This is a genomic window from Shewanella xiamenensis, assembly GCF_024971755.1.
Lineage (GTDB): Bacteria > Pseudomonadota > Gammaproteobacteria > Enterobacterales > Shewanellaceae > Shewanella > Shewanella xiamenensis.
The window spans coordinates 2,821,850-2,838,169 of sequence record NZ_CP079718.1 but is presented as its reverse complement, the minus strand read 5'-3'; the positions used below and the strand labels follow the sequence as shown (position 1 = coordinate 2,838,169).

At 45.2% G+C, this 16,320-nt stretch carries 16 protein-coding genes and 2 tRNA genes; 8 read left to right on the top strand and 10 right to left on the bottom strand.

Going from position 1 to position 16,320, the window contains the following annotated elements:
• Nucleotides 1-47: 47 nt before the first annotated feature.
• Nucleotides 48-2,495, bottom strand: a complete 2,448-nt coding sequence (gene fadE, locus KXJ80_RS13730; RefSeq protein WP_218738661.1) for an acyl-CoA dehydrogenase FadE — start codon at nucleotides 2,493-2,495, stop codon at nucleotides 48-50.
• A 244-nt stretch (nucleotides 2,496-2,739) separates the two neighbouring features.
• Between fadE and KXJ80_RS13725 the strand changes: the two genes are divergently transcribed.
• A complete protein-coding gene (locus tag KXJ80_RS13725) occupies nucleotides 2,740-3,519 on the top strand; it encodes a class II glutamine amidotransferase (protein ID WP_218738660.1) in 780 nt (259 codons plus the stop codon).
• Between the two features lie 155 nt (nucleotides 3,520-3,674).
• Here KXJ80_RS13725 and KXJ80_RS13720 read toward each other — a convergent pair whose 3' ends face one another.
• A complete protein-coding gene (locus KXJ80_RS13720; protein ID WP_037419101.1) occupies nucleotides 3,675-4,472 on the bottom strand; it encodes a DUF3108 domain-containing protein in 798 nt (265 codons plus the stop codon).
• Between the two features lie 127 nt (nucleotides 4,473-4,599).
• Nucleotides 4,600-5,043 (bottom strand): MGMT family protein, encoded by a 444-nt coding sequence (locus KXJ80_RS13715; protein ID WP_218738893.1) that lies wholly within the window; start codon nucleotides 5,041-5,043, stop codon nucleotides 4,600-4,602.
• 210 nt (nucleotides 5,044-5,253) lie between these two features.
• Between KXJ80_RS13715 and def the strand changes: the two genes are divergently transcribed.
• Complete coding sequence (def, locus tag KXJ80_RS13710; protein WP_218738659.1) at nucleotides 5,254-5,745, top strand: peptide deformylase; 492 nt, start codon at nucleotides 5,254-5,256, stop codon at nucleotides 5,743-5,745.
• Nucleotides 5,746-6,192: 447 nt separating this feature from the next.
• Here def and KXJ80_RS13705 read toward each other — a convergent pair.
• The 3 genes from KXJ80_RS13705 to KXJ80_RS13695 form a co-directional block, all read right to left on the bottom strand.
• Nucleotides 6,193-6,269, bottom strand: a tRNA-Val gene (locus tag KXJ80_RS13705).
• A gap of 38 nt (nucleotides 6,270-6,307) precedes the next feature.
• A tRNA-Val gene (locus tag KXJ80_RS13700) sits at nucleotides 6,308-6,384 on the bottom strand.
• A 252-nt stretch (nucleotides 6,385-6,636) separates the two neighbouring features.
• Nucleotides 6,637-8,016 carry an MATE family efflux transporter gene (locus tag KXJ80_RS13695; protein ID WP_037427637.1) on the bottom strand — a complete coding sequence of 460 codons (1,380 nt, stop codon included), beginning with the start codon at nucleotides 8,014-8,016 and terminating at the stop codon, nucleotides 6,637-6,639.
• Between the two features lie 33 nt (nucleotides 8,017-8,049).
• Between KXJ80_RS13695 and KXJ80_RS13690 the strand changes: the two genes are divergently transcribed.
• Nucleotides 8,050-8,670, top strand: coding sequence for a riboflavin synthase (locus KXJ80_RS13690; protein WP_037418419.1), 621 nt, complete (start codon nucleotides 8,050-8,052; stop codon nucleotides 8,668-8,670).
• Between the two features lie 9 nt (nucleotides 8,671-8,679).
• Here KXJ80_RS13690 and KXJ80_RS13685 read toward each other — a convergent pair whose 3' ends face one another.
• Both KXJ80_RS13685 and KXJ80_RS13680 read right to left on the bottom strand, forming a co-directional pair.
• On the bottom strand, nucleotides 8,680-8,880 hold the full coding sequence (locus tag KXJ80_RS13685; protein WP_011622722.1) for a CPXCG motif-containing cysteine-rich protein: 201 nt from the start codon (nucleotides 8,878-8,880) through the stop codon (nucleotides 8,680-8,682).
• 215 nt (nucleotides 8,881-9,095) lie between these two features.
• A complete protein-coding gene (locus tag KXJ80_RS13680; RefSeq protein WP_231570499.1) occupies nucleotides 9,096-9,365 on the bottom strand; it encodes a hypothetical protein in 270 nt (89 codons plus the stop codon).
• A 376-nt stretch (nucleotides 9,366-9,741) separates the two neighbouring features.
• Here KXJ80_RS13680 and thrS point away from each other — a divergent pair, with 376 nt between their 5' ends.
• The 4 genes from thrS (at nucleotide 9,742) to rplT (ending at nucleotide 12,869) form a co-directional block, all read left to right on the top strand.
• Entirely contained in the window at nucleotides 9,742-11,670 is a 1,929-nt protein-coding gene (thrS, locus tag KXJ80_RS13675; protein ID WP_069454916.1) for a threonine--tRNA ligase, read from the top strand.
• A gap of 3 nt (nucleotides 11,671-11,673) precedes the next feature.
• Nucleotides 11,674-12,216: a translation initiation factor IF-3 gene (gene infC, locus KXJ80_RS13670; protein ID WP_011072302.1), complete on the top strand. Its 543-nt coding sequence runs from the start codon at nucleotides 11,674-11,676 to the stop codon at nucleotides 12,214-12,216.
• Nucleotides 12,217-12,301: 85 nt separating this feature from the next.
• Nucleotides 12,302-12,496, top strand: a complete 195-nt coding sequence (gene rpmI / locus KXJ80_RS13665; protein ID WP_011072303.1) for a 50S ribosomal protein L35 — start codon at nucleotides 12,302-12,304, stop codon at nucleotides 12,494-12,496.
• A gap of 16 nt (nucleotides 12,497-12,512) precedes the next feature.
• Nucleotides 12,513-12,869, top strand: a complete 357-nt coding sequence (rplT, locus tag KXJ80_RS13660) for a 50S ribosomal protein L20 (protein ID WP_006081652.1) — start codon at nucleotides 12,513-12,515, stop codon at nucleotides 12,867-12,869.
• Between the two features lie 146 nt (nucleotides 12,870-13,015).
• Here rplT and trxB read toward each other — a convergent pair whose 3' ends face one another.
• Both trxB and ald read right to left on the bottom strand, forming a co-directional pair.
• Nucleotides 13,016-13,969, bottom strand: coding sequence for a thioredoxin-disulfide reductase (gene trxB / locus KXJ80_RS13655; protein WP_218738658.1), 954 nt, complete (start codon nucleotides 13,967-13,969; stop codon nucleotides 13,016-13,018).
• A 251-nt stretch (nucleotides 13,970-14,220) separates the two neighbouring features.
• Complete coding sequence (gene ald, locus KXJ80_RS13650) at nucleotides 14,221-15,336, bottom strand: alanine dehydrogenase (RefSeq protein ID WP_037418428.1); 1,116 nt, start codon at nucleotides 15,334-15,336, stop codon at nucleotides 14,221-14,223.
• Between the two features lie 180 nt (nucleotides 15,337-15,516).
• Here ald and lrp point away from each other — a divergent pair, with 180 nt between their 5' ends.
• Entirely contained in the window at nucleotides 15,517-16,023 is a 507-nt protein-coding gene (lrp, locus tag KXJ80_RS13645) for a leucine-responsive transcriptional regulator Lrp (protein ID WP_037418431.1), read from the top strand.
• Nucleotides 16,024-16,320 lie beyond the last annotated feature (297 nt).

Genomic DNA, 16,320 nt, shown 5'->3' with positions numbered 1-16,320 from the left:
AGTGCCTTTTGTTTATTTTGATGGGCTTAGCTGGTACCGCTTAGCTACTAAGCGGCGCGTTCCTGTGAAGTGGTAGAAATCACTTCAGGGCGCAGTTCTGCTGGGTCGAAGTCATCCACATTGATAGACTTCATTCGGCCGATTTCGGCACGTTCCAACAGTTGTACTTCGCTGTCGCTTAGTACGCCTAAGGCTTTACCTTCAGCAGCGACTTTATCTAACCACATGAAAGGTAAACGTTTGCCACTGGCCTTACAGACTTTGTCGAATAAAGGTTCGGCGGCCAGAATATCCTTCAGCGTTTGCTCTTGGATACCCACAGCATTGTGCTCAGAGTTAGTCCAGAATTGGCCTTTACCTAAACGATCACGGCTTTCACAAGGGGTTTGCATGATCTTAGCCACTTTATGGTCTAACACATCGCTTGGACGTTTCAGTGGACGACCAAATGGGAACATGATGGCGCGTAATACGCCGCCCAGACCCATAGGGAAGTTATCCAGTAAATCGTCTAATGAAGCCTGTAACTTGTACAGAGCATCTTCAACCGCCCATTGTACCAGTGGTAGATCGTCTGTTTGACGGCCTTCATCTTGGTAACGTTTTAAGGTTGCAGAGGCGAGATATAACTGGCTTAACAGATCGCCTAAGCGGGCAGAAATACGCTCTTTACGTTTTAAGTTACCGCCTAAGGTTGCCATGGCCAAGTCTGATAGCAGGGCAAGGTTAGCACTGAAACGGTTCATATGTTGATAATAACGTTTGGTTTTATCTGAGTATGGCGCGTTAGAGAAACGGCTTGATGTCAGACCTAACCAGAAGCTACGCACAAAGTTACTGGTCGCAAAACCAATGTGACCGAAGATGGCCGCATCGAAGTTGGCTAAGCCTTGGCCAGACTCAGTATCAAACGCTGACTCCATTTCGGCCAATACATAAGGATGACAACGAATAGCGCCTTGACCGTAGATGATCATCGAACGTGTCAGGATGTTTGCGCCTTCAACGGTAATCGCAATCGGAGCCGCTTGATAGCCACGGCCTAAGTAGTTGTTAGGGCCTAAGCACACACCTTTACCACCGTGGATGTCCATGGCGTCGATAACGCATTTCTGCATCCGATCAGTCAGGTGATATTTCACTATAGCCGAGATAACTGAAGGTTTTTCACCTAAGTCGATACCTGTGGTGGTTAATGAGGTCACGGCATCCATCAGGTAGGCGTTACCACCGATGCGTGCCATTGGCTCTTCAATCCCTTCCAACTTACCAATAGGCAGTTTGAATTGACGACGAATACGCGCATAGGCACCTGTGGCTAAAGCCGCGGTTTTCACGCCGCCAGCTGAGTTTGATGGCAGCGTAATACCACGGCCAACAGATAAACACTCAACCAGCATACGCCAGCCTTGGCCAGCCATTTTCGGGCCACCGATGATAAAGCTTAATGGTACGAATACGTCTTTACCGCGAGTAGGACCGTTTTGGAACATACAGTTTAGTGGGAAGTGGCGACGACCCGTTTCAACGCCTTCAACGTCTGTTGGGATCAGCGCGCAGGTAATGCCCAGCTCTTCTTTATCGCCTAACAGGTGATCAGGGTCATGCAGTTTAAAGGCTAAGCCTAATACAGTCGCAACAGGGGCGAGGGTTATATAACGCTTGTTCCAGGTTAAGCGCATACCTAAGACTTCTTCGCCTTCCCATTGGCCTTTACACACGATACCAAAGTCAGGGATAGAGCCTGCATCGCTACCAGCCTCTGGGCTAGTTAATGCGAAACAAGGGACTTCTAAACCTTTGGCCAAACGTGGCAAGTAATAGTTTTGCTGCTCAGGCGTACCATAGTGTTGCAGCAGTTCGCCAGGGCCTAAGGAGTTAGGTACGCCTACAGTGGATGCTAATTCGCTGCTCAAACCTGCCAGCTTTTGTAACACACGGGATTGGGCGTAGGCTGAGTACTCTAAACCGCCGTACTTTTTCTTAATGATCATGGCGAAGAACCCGTGATCTTTCAGGTATTGCCATACTTCAGCAGGCAAATCAGCCAGTTGGTGCGATACTTGGTGTTGATTCACCATGCGGCACACTTCTTCAACTGGGCCGTCTAAGAAGGCTTGCTCATCGGCACTTAAACGAGCGACTGGGTAGTTGTGGAGTTTTTTCCAGTTTGGGTTACCCGCAAACAGATCGGCTTCCCACCAAGTGGTACCAGCTTCAATCGCTTCTTTTTCGGTTGAAGACATTTCGGGCATGATGCCACGGTACATCTTCATCAGTGGGCGACTGATAACATTTTGTCTAAATGCACTGATATTGAGGGGCAGCGCGATCACCAGGAAGATAATCCAAGAGATAGGGCCGACAACATCGAGTGTCCATCCGGCTGTCATCACAACAGCGGCTGCAATAGTGGCAGTGAGCAAAGATACCCGAAGGTAAGCTAGGGCTCCTAGCACTAAGATCATGGCGATGATCCAAAGTAGGGTAGTCACTGTAATTTCTCCTTAAGTATGACCGAGTGCCAATCACAGGTCATAACGAGTTTTGTTGATTGCGATCACAATTATAGTTTGTGGTCTGACCTGTGTCGCATAAAAGTTAAACCTAAGGCTGTTTTAATACAAGTATTTTTCAAACAATTGTTTAAATTTTTTGTCACCTTTGATCATTCCACAAATGTCATCAACTAGTTACAATGCAAAACCGTGGAGATTTGGATTAAGAAAGGCGAGAAATATGTGTGAGTTACTGGCGATGAGCGCCAATGTGCCGACCGATATTGTTTTTAGTTTTACGGGTTTAGCACAGCGTGGTGGCGTCACTGGGCCCCATGTTGACGGTTGGGGGATCACTTTCTATGAGGGCCGTGGCAGCAGAACTTTTAAAGATGCTTGCCCGAGTAGTGAGTCGCACATTGCAAAATTGATCAAATCCTATCCGATTAAAAGCGAGGTGGTGATAAGCCATATTCGTCAGGCCAATCGCGGCTGTGTTTCCCTTGAAAATACTCACCCATTCACCCGTGAGTTGTGGGGCCGTTATTGGACCTATGCTCATAATGGTCAGTTAAGCAATTATCAGGCGAAGTTTCAGGTGTCTCGTTATCAGAGTGTTGGTGATACCGACAGTGAGCTGGCTTTTTGCTGGATATTGGAGCAAATCGCGGCCAAGTTTGGTGATCGTCGGCCTGAAGATATGCAAGCGGTGTTTCGATTTGTGGCAACGCTGGCCGAACAAATCCGTGCGCTTGGGGTGTTTAATATGATCCTCAGCGATGGCGAATACTTGATGAGTTATTGCAGTAATAATCTGTGTTACATCACCCGCCGGGCGCCGTTTGGCAAGGCAAAATTAATTGATACCGATGTAGTGATTGATTTTGATAAAGAAACTACGCCACACGATGTCGTGACTGTAATTGCTACTCGGCCGCTAACCGAAAACGAAGACTGGCAGGTGATGCAACCCGGTAATTGGAAGTTGTTCCGCTTAGGTGAGCTGCTTATCGATTTGTAATTGGGGCGCTGTCACAGTCAGTCATTGCACTTTGACGGAATTAAATAAGACACAAAAGGCCAAACGGAGTCACTCACGTTTGGCCTTTTGTGCTGTTACGGCATCTTAGAAACAGCACTAAATCCATCTTAAATTGCGATAAATGTGTAACTGGCTTAATTCGCGCCTGTGCCGAGGAGTTTAGGTACTTTCTGCTCCGTCGGAACTTCAGTATCAACGGCAGCGGGCGCGGCTTCAACTGGCACATCGTCAAAATGATACTTAAGCAGTTTGATATCTAGCTGTTTGCTGCCTTTTTCAAAGTGCGTCAGACGAACGGGGAGGTAGGCTAAATCCGGTGCCATCCAAAAGAAGGTTTGGCGTTTATGATTGTCACGCACTACCTCAATTTTGACTGTATCATAACTGCCGCTTTCAATTGTCATCCGTTCCTTACCAATCACATGGAACTTATACTCATCGAGCTCGTTAGATTTAATCATTTTATAATCAAGCACTTCTTTGCCAGCGCTGATATCGAGTCGAAACTGCAGCTGCACCATTAACGGATCGAAAATATCGCCTTCGAAGGGGAATTTACCTTTTTCATCCTTATAACGGGTATGGATCATCCCTTGCCCCTTGGCAAAGGCGGTTTGCTCGATAAAATTCGGACCGACACCTTGGCGCTCATGCAAATAGCGCAGGGGTAATAATTGATTGCCCTCTTGGGCAAACTCACTCAGTACATGGCGCACATCGGTCAGTAATAACAGGCTAAGATCGCTGTCGAAGCGATATTTATAGACGCCATCCTCTATGGCTGGCAGTTGATACTTGGCCTTACCCAGTTCAACATCACCATAATTAACTTGATATTCAGCAGTTTGAGGCGTTAAAGGCGTTGGCGCCGCCATCGCAAATACGCTGTGGGTGAGTGCGAGACTCACGAATAACGTTGGAATTGTGCGCAATTAATGCTCCTTTATATCGCAAACAGAAAGCGTCTAGCACTGCTTATCCTATGGCTCAGCTATCAAATTTAAGTGTTTATAACCGAGTTTATATTGGAATAAATAGTTTTTAGATCAATATATTAAATTAGAACGGGATTGACATCACTAAGGTTGCCATATCCGGTTGCCACTCACATTCAGACAAGTTCACTTTGCCACAGTTCACCATTACACCTTCAAGGCGCAATAATTCCATCTGTTCCTGAAAGGAGGCTGAATGTTTTTCGAAGGAAATTTTTCCTTGGCTATTGAGTACTCTATGCCAAGGAAGTGACAAATGTTCGGGGGCCAATTTGAGAGCCCTGGATACATAGCGAGCGCGTCCTGGTAACCCTGCGAAATCGGCGATCTTACCATAACTGCTTACTTTGCTGGGCGGGATCATCGCTACAATCTGCCAAATCTTCGCCATGGGTGATAGGGCATGACTTCGTATCTCTTGTGTATTGTCTAACTCGTCTGGCGTATTAGCCTTATCTTGCTCTAAGTAGCGATAAAGTGGAGATTTATCTTTTGCAAACCGCATGATGATGCCAAATAAAACCATGAAAGAGGTGAGCCAGTGTAGCGTTAAACGAAGGCCAAGTGAAATAGAGGCTAGTTTGAAAAGCCGTAATGTAAATCTAAAAAATCGATTGTAATGATTTTTATTAAACTATTTAGTTTTGAATATTGAGAAAACACAGGAATAGTTCATAATGTCGCCAATTTTTTTGACTCCATAAGAGATGAAACAGGCATGGCTGTACTCGATATTCTGACAATTCCCGATGAACGTCTAAAACGCAAAGCGCAACCCGTAAAAGATATAGAAGCGATTCAGGGATTTATTGATGACTTAATCGAAACCATGTACCACACTGACGATGGTATCGGTCTGGCCTCGACCCAAGTGGGCAGTACAGATGCGGTGGTTGTGATCGATTTATCCGAAACCCGTGACCAACCCTTGGTGCTGATTAATCCAGAGATTGTTGAAAAGTCTGGCGAATATGTGAGTGAAGAAGGCTGTCTTTCTATCCCAGGTTACCGCGCGAAAGTGAGCCGTTTCGAAAAGGTCAAAGTCACCGCCTTAGACAGACAAGGCAAAGCGGTTGAAATCGAAACCGACGACTTTTTAGCCATTGTTTTGCAACACGAAATTGATCATTTACACGGTAAAGTGTTTATTGAGCATTTATCGGCATTGAAGCAACAAATCGCCTTAAAAAAGGTACGTAAATACGCCTAATTTCCCCAATGTCTTGCTCTGCAAAGCCGCACATTAGATTGCGGCTTTGCTGTTTCTAGGCGGCATAACCCGTCGTACTCATGGTGATAAAATTGTTACATTGTTGAATGTTTATCTAGATACACGCAGAACGAGTCTGTTATCAGCATCTATGGGCTAACTACGATGGTAATAACAAAAAATCATCAAATGCATGTTGTGCCAACAGGTTTGGCACGAAATGGGCACAAACTTAGAAAAACGGCGAATTTGGGGGGGGAACAACGGTAAATGTGGATCAAGCAATAGAGGCAAAATCAGGCAGAGCCGAAGGGTGGGGTATGTTTGAATATTTTTGGAAAAACCAAGAACAGACACGAAGATTTTATCTTAGGCACAAGTAAAAATTAAGCATCTTGATGGATGGACAGGTTAAATTGAGATTTTACAGGGAGTTAAAGCAAGAAATGGTACACCCGAGTGGACTCGAACCACCGACCCCTACCATGTCAAGGTAGTGCTCTAACCAACTGAGCTACGGGTGCACTGTTTGAATTTCACTTTTTAGACTCTGTGAAAAGAGTGGTACACCCGAGTGGACTCGAACCACCGACCCCTACCATGTCAAGGTAGTGCTCTAACCAACTGAGCTACGGGTGCATCGTATTAGTTATATCGAAATCGCTACCATCTCGCTTTCGAACGAGCGCTATATTAGGGGGATAGCGAAAGGCTGGCAAGCAAAAAAACGAATTTTATTGTCAAATGGTGAATTGCTGTGCAACTTGCCCAGTGTTTCAGCAAAGTTACTGATAAAACGACAAGTTAGGCTTCAACGATTGCAAAATTAAAAGAAATTAAACAAAACGGCGAGCTAATGCTCGCCGTTGATTCAGTGAATTATGTCCTGTGTCAATGGTGCACGCTGTCGCCTTCAATCAGACTTAAATGTACGCCATGCTTTTGAATATAACGTAGACGGATGAAAAACAGCAGCGCCGCCGAGGTGAGACCTGCAATCAATCCTGCCCAAAAGCCATGGGCGCCCATGGCGGGTACGATAAAGTCGGTATACGCCAAGGTATAACCTAAGGTCATGCCGATTCCCCAATAGGAAAACAGCGTAATATAAAATGCACTGCGGGTATCCTTATATCCACGTAGTGCACCAGCGGCAACCACTTGGACTGAGTCAGATAGTTGATATAGCGCGGCCATCAGCATCAAACTGCCCGCAAGTACCACCACTTCAGGATCGCTGTTATATAACTCGGCGATTTGAAAGCGGAATATCACCGTTAAGATTGCCGTCGATAAGGCCAACGATAGTGCCAACCACAATCCGACTTTAGCCACCACGGCAGAAATATCTGCACGATCGCGGCCAAGGTAGTAGCCAATACGAATCGAGACGGCAATACCAATCGACAGTGGCAACATAAATACAATAGCGGAGAAGTTCAACGCTATCTGATGACTTGCCACCACAGTTGCGCCTAATGGCGCTAGCAGCAGGGCGATAATCGCAAACAGACTTACTTCAAAAAATAACGCCATCGCGATTGGCATGCCGAGCTTGGTCATCTTCTTCATGGTGGTAAAATCGGGGCGATGGAATTGGCTAAAGGGTGCCAATGCGGCAAATTTCTTATGAAACTGCATATAAATCGTCATGGCGATCAACATGGCCCAAAATACCAATGCAGTTGCGACACCGCAGCCAGCGCCGCCCATGGCAGGCACGCCGAAGTGACCATAAATAAAGATATAGTTTGCTGGAATATTCACTGCGAGTCCCACAAAACCGATGATCATAGTAGGTAAGGTATATGAAATCCCCTCACTGCAACCGCGCAATACTTGATAGAGCACAAATGCGGGGGCACCCCATAAAATACCGTCGATATATCCTATGGTTAAGTTGTACAATTGGGGTTCTAAATTCATATGGCTGAGTACGAGTGGCGCGGATGCGAGAAACGCCATTACGCCAAGGCCACCAATTAAGGCTAAGTAGGCGCCTTGAAACGCCAACGGTTGAATGGCTTTCTGATTATTTGCGCCATTATGATGGGCAAATAATGGCGTAAACGCCATCAGTAGCCCCTGTACAAATAGAATTGCGGGCAACCAAAGACTGGTTCCCACGGCAACTGCGGCCATATCGACCGCACTGACGCGACCCGCCATTACAGTGTCGATAAACCCCATCATGGTTTGTGTCACTTGGGCGATCAACACTGGAAGTGCGAGTTGAATTAAGCGTTTGGCCTGAAAGCCTGAATGATTCATAAATACAGCCTTTAACGAATAAGCGAGCAAAAAATGTTTACTGGTATAGTTCAAGCCACCTGTGAGGTGGTTGCAATACATAAGAAAGATGGCCTCAATACCCTTGAGGTAGCGTTTAAACCTGATTTGCATGAGGGACTTGCAATTGGCGCAAGTGTGGCAAATAACGGGGTATGTCTGACGGTGACTCAGGTCGTTGATGATAGGGTATTTTTCGATGTAGTGGAAGAGACCTTAAGATTGACTAACTTGGCAAATTTATCCGTTGGGCAGCGCGTTAATATTGAACGCTCTCTGACTTTTGGTAGCGAAATTGGCGGCCATATCCTATCTGGACACATTCATACAAAGGCAAAAGTCAGTCACATTAGTCACACCGAGCAACATTATGATCTGACCTTAAGCGTCGAGCCTAAATGGATGAATTATATTCTCTATAAAGGCTTTGTTGGGGTCAATGGTTGCAGCCTTACCGTTGGCGAGGTGACCGAGAGTACTTTTATGCTGCACTTGATCCCAGAAACTCTTAAGTTGACTAATTTAGGCCAATGTCAGGTTGGTGATGAGTTAAATATCGAAATTGACAGCCAAACCCAAGCCATCGTCGACACAGTCGAGCGTGTGCTGGCTAAACGTTTTAGCAACCAATCTTAATCAACATGCCTAATAAATTTGCTCGTCGTCCGAGTCAATATATAACTCTATGGTTCGGCGGGCATCATCCACATGTAAACGCAGGTGGATGGGGTTACAACAAATTCGGCAGTCATCGTAATAATCCTGGTCGCCGCTGCTGGCATCAATACTAATATGTTGATGGTGTCCGCAGTGGGGGCAGGCAATGACTTTATTCATGATCCTCATGGCGCAACTCCTCGCTAATGAAGGGATGACACTTGTCGCTAAGCCGTCATACTGGCTTTAGTTGAGTATACAAGAATGTGCCGTGGCAACTTAGATAAAGTCGGTATCAAAATCTCAGCAACTAGATTTTTCCGTTCCGCTCAGCGCTTGGTACGTTTTGCACGGATATTTATCTAGCGTAAGAACTATCAAGCATGCGCACCAGTTAAGTTAACTCAATCCTTTACAGTCATCAGTTCGACAGGCGCCGTCGGTAATATGCCTTCCTCTATATTGTCACTAATGGCCTGCGATAGTCGTTCTATCTGTAGCAAAAGCTCGGCATGGATATCGGCCTGTAAGCCAATGGTGTCGAATTGTACATGTACTACAGTTTGGCTTTGAACCACTATCGGCTCAGATTGTATTTTTGGTATGGGGTTAACAGAGATTGGGTTCTGGGCGACTTGGTTAAGTGCAACCGTTAATAGGATACTCGTGAACATACCAACTCCTTTTGCTTCATTATTTACAGCGATGTGACGGCAACGGCATTTATTATGGCAAATAACAAAGAATCCCGCGGTCATTTAACGCGCATAGCGTAGGGGCGTTAGATGACTGCCACATGAACGATTGACTGCAATATGATGAATTAACGGCAAACTTCGCGGATTGGTTTTAATAAATGCATCGATTTGGGCGCTAAGCCCCGCAATCGGGCCATTTAACTTGCGTGTATTAAAGACTATCCCGTAGAATAACTGCCTGCTACGCAAGGCGGCTAAGACTCCTGTACTGTCTTAACCTCGCGAGCATTACTCTTTTTACTTAATCACCATGTGGCCCTACGTGTGGGTCACCACTGGACAAGGATATTTCATGCCTGTAATTACACTTCCTGATGGTAGCAAACGCGAGTTTGCACATCCCGTATCGACTCTCGATGTTGCCGCTGATATTGGCCCTGGTCTTGCAAAAGCCTGTATCGCTGGTCGCGTGAATGGCGAACTCAAAGACGCTTGCGATCTTATCGAAACCGATGCCGAACTTTCTATTATTACCGCTAAAGACGAAGAAGGTATTGAAATCCTTCGCCATTCTTGCGCGCATTTATTAGGCCATGCAATCAAGCAATTATGGCCACAAACCAAGATGGCGATCGGTCCTGTGATCGATAACGGCTTCTACTACGACATCGATCTTGAGCATAAGCTGACTCAAGAAGATATCGAAGCCCTCGAAAAACGTATGCTTGAACTGGCTAAAACCAACTATGACGTGGTGAAACGCGTTGTAAGCTGGCAAGAAGCCCGTGATACCTTCGCCGCCCGCGGTGAAGAATATAAGATTGCGATTCTGGATGAAAACATCAGCAAAGATGCGACACCTGCTCTGTATCATCACGAAGAATACACCGACATGTGCCGTGGTCCTCACGTGCCAAACATGCGTTTTTGCCAGCATTTTAAATTGATGAGCATTGCCGGCGCCTACTGGCGCGGTAACTCTGAAAACAAGATGCTGCAACGTATTTATGGTACTGCTTGGGCTGACAAAAAAGCCCTGAGCACCTATTTAACTCGCCTCGAAGAAGCGGCTAAGCGTGACCACCGTAAAATTGGTAAGCAGCTCGATCTATACCATATGCAAGAAGAAGCACCCGGCATGGTGTTCTGGCATAACGACGGTTGGAGCATCTTCCTCGAATTAGAAAGATTCATTCGCCGTAAATTAAACCAATACACTTACCAAGAAGTGAAAGGTCCACTCATGATGGACCGCGTGTTGTGGGAGCGTTCTGGTCATTGGGATAAGTACTCAGAAGCCATGTTCACCACCAGCAGTGAAAACCGTGAATATGCGGTTAAGCCAATGAACTGCCCTGGCCACGTACAGATCTTCAACCAAGGTTTGAAATCTTACCGTGACTTGCCATTGCGTATGGCAGAATTTGGTTGCTGTCACCGTAATGAGCCTTCTGGTTCACTGCACGGCCTGATGCGTGTACGTGGTTTTACTCAAGACGATGCCCATATTTTCTGTACTGAAGAGCAAGTTCAAGCGGAAGTCAGCTCTTGTATCCAAATGGTATACGATACTTACTCTACCTTCGGTTTTGAAAACATCGTGGTAAAACTATCAACTCGCCCAGAAAAACGTATCGGTGACGATGCGATGTGGGATAGAGCTGAAGAAGCGTTGAAACAAGCCTTACGTGCTAATAATATTGAATTCACTATTTTACCGGGTGAAGGTGCCTTCTACGGTCCTAAGATTGAGTTTACACTGCACGACTGTTTAGACCGTGCATGGCAGTGCGGAACAGTGCAACTTGACTACGCATTACCAAGCCGTTTAGGTGCAACTTATGTGGCGGAAGATAATAGCCGTCAAACGCCTGTGATGATCCATCGTGCAATTTTAGGTTCGTTGGAGCGTTTCTTAGGTATTCTAATTGAAGAATATGCTGGTCGGTTCCCAACATGGTTAGCGCCAATGCAAGTTGTCGTGATGAATATCACCGACAAACAGGCTGATTATGTTGAAGAAGTGGTCAAATTCTTCAAAGAACAAGGTATTCGTGCCTCATTTGACTTGAGGAATGAGAAAATAGGCTTTAAAATACGCGAACACACCTTAAGGCGTGTCCCTTATTTATTGGTCGTTGGCGATCAAGAGATGGAAAATAAGGAAGTCGCGGTGCGTACTCGTGATGGCGTTGATTTAGGTAAGATGCGAATTGAAGATTTCGCCGCTAAAATCCATCAACAGATTTCGCTCCGTAGTCTCAAATTGTTGGAGGAATAGGTCATAAAGATCAAGAAAACAGCAGGGCGTCAGCTGGCCCCTAATAGAATCAATGAAGAAATCACAGGTGTACCAGAAGTACGCTTAACCGGCATTGATGGTGAAGCTATTGGTGTGGTGAGCATCAGAGATGCTCAGAATTTGGCAGATGAAGCAGGTGTAGACCTAGTTGAAATTAGTCCAAATGCTGAACCTCCAGTATGTCGCATTATGGACTACGGTAAGTTCCTGTTTGATAAGGCTAAGTCAGCCAAGGAACAAAAGAAGAAGCAAAAGCAGGTTCAGGTTAAGGAAATTAAATTCCGTCCTGGAACTGACGAAAACGACTATCAGGTAAAACTACGCAACCTGATACGTTTTCTGGAAGACGGGGACAAAGCGAAAATTACGCTGCGTTTCCGAGGTCGCGAAATGGCCCACCAAAATCTTGGTATGGATCTTTTGAACCGTATTAAGACTGATTTGGATGAGTATGCGGTTGTTGAATCTTTCCCGAAAATGGAAGGCCGACAAGCCATCATGGTGCTAGCGCCTAAAAAGAAATAAGTAGGGCAACCTATAAAAGTAGCGAAGGCTATATGCCTTCGCTCGCCTTGCTTTTTATTTAACATCCCAATGCGGAGTTTTAGTAATGCCTAAAATGAAAACCGACAGAGGTGTAGCGAAGCGTTTTAAGAAAACCGCTAATGGTTTCAAGCGCAAGCAAGCCCATTTACGTCATATTCTGACCAAAAAGAGCACTAAGCGTAAGCGTCACTTACGTAACAAGTGTTTAGTTGCCAAAGTTGACGTTCCAGCAATCGCGCGTCAATTACCATACGCTTAATTTAGGAGATTAGAAAATGCCAAGAGTTAAGCGTGGTGTAACCGCACGTGCTCGTCACAAGAAAGTTTTAAAATTAGCTAAAGGTTATTATGGCGCTCGTAGCCGTACTTACCGCGTTGCTGTTCAAGCAGTAACTAAAGCTGGTCAATATGCTTACCGTGACCGTCGTCAGAAAAAACGTCAATTCCGCCAACTGTGGATTGCACGTATTAATGCTGCAGCTCGTCAAAATGGTCTGTCTTACAGCCGTTTCATCAACGGTCTGAAAAAGGCGTCTATCGAAATCGATCGTAAGATTTTGGCTGACATCGCTGTATTTGACAAAGTTGTATTCGCAACTTTAGTTGAAAAAGCAAAAGAAGCGTTAAACTAAGCAATTAGTTTGTCGCACTTAAGAGGGGACCATTTGGTCCCTTTTTTTGTTGCTGTTTTTTAGCCACAACATGCAGATAAAAAAGCAGGCTAAGGTAGTTAACCTATGCCTGCTATTATTTGAGTCTAGATAAGACTTACAGTAGATTATTTCTTCGCGTCTAAGTAACGCTCTGCATCTAATGCTGCCATACAACCTGTACCCGCAGAGGTAATCGCTTGACGGTAATGTTGGTCCATCACATCACCTGCGGCAAACACGCCTTCTATACTGGTTTGCGTGGCGTTACCTTGGAGACCACTCTGCACCTTCAAATAGCCGTTGTTCATCTCTAATTGGCCTTCAAAAATCCCTGTGTTTGGGCTGTGACCAATGGCCACGAACACACCGGCAACGGCTAGATCAGTGATAGAACCGTCTTTGGTGCTCTTCATTTTTAGACCTGTTACACCCATTGTATCACCAACCACTTCTTCCATGGTTTGGTCGAGATGCAGGATAATGTTGCCGTTGGCGACTTTATCCATTAAACGGTCGATAAGAATTTTTTCAGAGCGGAAGGTGTCGCGACGGTGAATTAAGTGCACTTCGGCGGCGATATTGCTTAGGTATAGTGCTTCTTCAACGGCTGTGTTACCTCCACCGATCACTGCAACTTTTTGATTACGATAGAAGAAACCATCACAGGTTGCACAGGCCGATACGCCGCGTCCTTTGAACGCTTCTTCAGACTCAAGTCCTAGGTAACGGGCAGAGGCGCCAGTGGCGATGATTAGCGCATCACAGGTATATTCGCCGTTATCGCCTTTTAAACGGAAAGGACGCTCAGTTAGCGTCACTTCATTAATATGATCGAACAGAATTTCAGTATCAAATTTTTCCGCATGCTTTTGCATACGTTCCATTAATGCTGGACCCGTTAAGTCTTCTGCATCACCTGGCCAGTTTTCAACTTCAGTCGTGGTCGTTAACTGACCACCTTGCTGCATACCTGTGATCATCACAGGCTTTAAGTTTGCGCGCGCAGCATAAACTGCAGCGGTGTATCCTGCGGGACCTGAACCTAAAATCAATAGGTTACTATGTCTGACTTGGCTCATTTTTCTCTCCGTGCTTTTAGCAAATTGCATGGATTGTAGGGAATTTACCTGTAGGGGTAAAGCGATGTTTGGTGATTCTTTTAGATTATGCTAATCGAATCCTAAGGCAAATTGTCAGCCCGAGTTTACTAAGGCTCTGGCTTAAAACCCGCGTGAGTGAAGATATTTGTGATCTGCATAAAAAATCGGCCTCAACAGAGTGAGGCCGAACAAAGCAGAGTAGGTCCGTGTGAACCTAGGCTCTCATATGATTAGGCTAATAAACTTGCAGGCGCTGTGTACTCAAGATTTAATGCTTGAGCCACTTCTTTACAAACCAGTTTGCCGTGCATTACGTTCAAACCGTTCAGTAAGTGCTTGTCTTGTAACAGTGCGGCTTTATAACCTAAGTTAGCTAACTTAAGGATATAAGGCAGAGTTGCGTTATTGAGAGCGAAGGTTGATGTACGGGCTACAGCGCCTGGCATGTTCGCTACACAGTAGTGCACAACATCATCAACGATATAAGTTGGATCTTGGTGAGTCGTTGCATGGGAGGTTTCCACGCAACCGCCTTGGTCGATAGCAACGTCTACGATAGCACTGCCTGGTTTCATACGAGAAATCATGCTACGTGTCACCAGTTTAGGTGCCGCAGCACCAGGAATTAATACGCCACCAATGACTAAGTCAGCTTCTAATACATGGCGCTCAATCGCATCGGCAGTCGAGTAAACCGCTTTAACAGCAGAACCAAATTGCATGTTTAAGCGACGTAGTGCATCGATGCTACGATCAAGCACAACTACATCAGCGCCCATACCAACAGCCATTTGCGCTGCATTAGTACCGACCATGCCACCGCCAATGATCACAACTTTAGCTGGCTCAACACCGGGTACACCACCTAATAACATACCACGACCACCAGAAGATTTTTCCAGCGCCATCGCACCCGCTTGGATAGACATGCGGCCAGCCACTTCTGACATCGGGGCTAACAGCGGTAAGCCACCACGGTCATCGGTCACAGTTTCGTAAGCGATGCATACGGCACCACTTTTAATTAAATCTTCAGTTTGTGGTAAATCCGGTGCTAAATGCAGATAAGTGAATAAAATCTGGTCATGACGCAGCATGGCGCGTTCAACTGCCTGAGGCTCTTTTACCTTTACAATCATCTCTGCTTTAGCAAAAACTTCAGCAGCAGTTGCTAATATTTTTGCGCCTGCATCAATATAATCCTGATCAGTAAAACCAATTCCCGTGCCGGCATTCGTTTCTACAAACACTTCATGACCTTTGATTGTCAATTCGCGAACGCTTGAAGGAACCATACCGACACGATACTCGTGGTTTTTAATTTCCTTTGGTACACCAATAATCATTTTTGAGCCTCAATTGCCTGAAAAACCCACTTTTAATGGGCATAATTGTTATTTTATCGTGACCTGAACGTGATTAATTCAGGGATATCTAGTATAGTATCGGCGACGCAGTTTATGCTGCTGAACTTTAGACATACGTAGAATAAAATGTTGTTTTAGTGATAAAGCAAGGTTAAATAAATGGCATATAATAAAAAGAGTCCTGTAAAAGACTTGGATCGCATCGATCGCAACATTCTTAATGAATTACAAATTGATGGACGCATTTCAAATGTGGAACTATCTAAAAGAGTGGGCTTAAGTCCTACTCCGTGTTTAGAAAGAGTGAAACGACTCGAAAAGCAAGGATATATCAATGGCTATACCGCTTTGGTGAATCCTCATTTCTTGGGTGCATCCCTACTGGTATTCGTGGAAATCACATTAAGTCGTGATACTCCCGAAGTATTTGATAAGTTTAATCGCGCTGTGCAACTGTTGGATGATATTCAAGAATGTCATCTCGTTTCTGGTGACTTTGACTACTTATTAAAAACACGTGTTTCTGATATGTCGGCTTACCGCCGCCTATTGGGCGAAACTTTACTGAAATTACCTTCTGTTTCTGATACCCGTACCTACGTGGTGATGGAAGAAGTTAAACATACTAGTCGTGTTGCGATAAACCAGCTGCTCTGCGATATTTAATACCCTGAAACGGTTACAATAAGGGGCCTAGGCCCCTTATTTATTCCAGTGTAAGCCTTTTAAAACCACACTTATAATCTTGCTTTTGCCCTTAAGTTAGCCAGCTTAGGGGCATATTTTTATCTGGCATTTATCTTCAACAATGTAGCCTAAATTGATTGCGGAATAATCAGTTAATGGTCAAAGTCCTAGCTTTTATGAGCCAAGAGCGTTTTTTTATCTTATAGCAGTAATTCTTAGGAGAAAAACCGCCTAAGATGCTCCACATTTAATGGGATTCTGGTATCGTTAGCCCAC

What these genes read in the sequence shown, in the direction of transcription:
- def (WP_218738659.1), top strand. Translation starts at nt 5,254, where the DNA reads ATGGCTGTACTCGATATTCTGACAATTCCCGATGAACGTCTAAAACGC.
- lrp (WP_037418431.1), top strand. Translation starts at nt 15,517, where the DNA reads ATGGCATATAATAAAAAGAGTCCTGTAAAAGACTTGGATCGCATCGAT.
- trxB (WP_218738658.1), bottom strand. Translation starts at nt 13,969, where the DNA reads ATGAGCCAAGTCAGACATAGTAACCTATTGATTTTAGGTTCAGGTCCC.
- ald (WP_037418428.1), bottom strand. Translation starts at nt 15,336, where the DNA reads ATGATTATTGGTGTACCAAAGGAAATTAAAAACCACGAGTATCGTGTC.
- KXJ80_RS13690 (WP_037418419.1), top strand. Translation starts at nt 8,050, where the DNA reads ATGTTTACTGGTATAGTTCAAGCCACCTGTGAGGTGGTTGCAATACAT.
- KXJ80_RS13695 (WP_037427637.1), bottom strand. Translation starts at nt 8,016, where the DNA reads ATGAATCATTCAGGCTTTCAGGCCAAACGCTTAATTCAACTCGCACTT.
- KXJ80_RS13685 (WP_011622722.1), bottom strand. Translation starts at nt 8,880, where the DNA reads ATGAGGATCATGAATAAAGTCATTGCCTGCCCCCACTGCGGACACCAT.
- rplT (WP_006081652.1), top strand. Translation starts at nt 12,513, where the DNA reads ATGCCAAGAGTTAAGCGTGGTGTAACCGCACGTGCTCGTCACAAGAAA.
- thrS (WP_069454916.1), top strand. Translation starts at nt 9,742, where the DNA reads ATGCCTGTAATTACACTTCCTGATGGTAGCAAACGCGAGTTTGCACAT.
- KXJ80_RS13725 (WP_218738660.1), top strand. Translation starts at nt 2,740, where the DNA reads ATGTGTGAGTTACTGGCGATGAGCGCCAATGTGCCGACCGATATTGTT.
- rpmI (WP_011072303.1), top strand. Translation starts at nt 12,302, where the DNA reads ATGCCTAAAATGAAAACCGACAGAGGTGTAGCGAAGCGTTTTAAGAAA.
- KXJ80_RS13680 (WP_231570499.1), bottom strand. Translation starts at nt 9,365, where the DNA reads ATGTTCACGAGTATCCTATTAACGGTTGCACTTAACCAAGTCGCCCAG.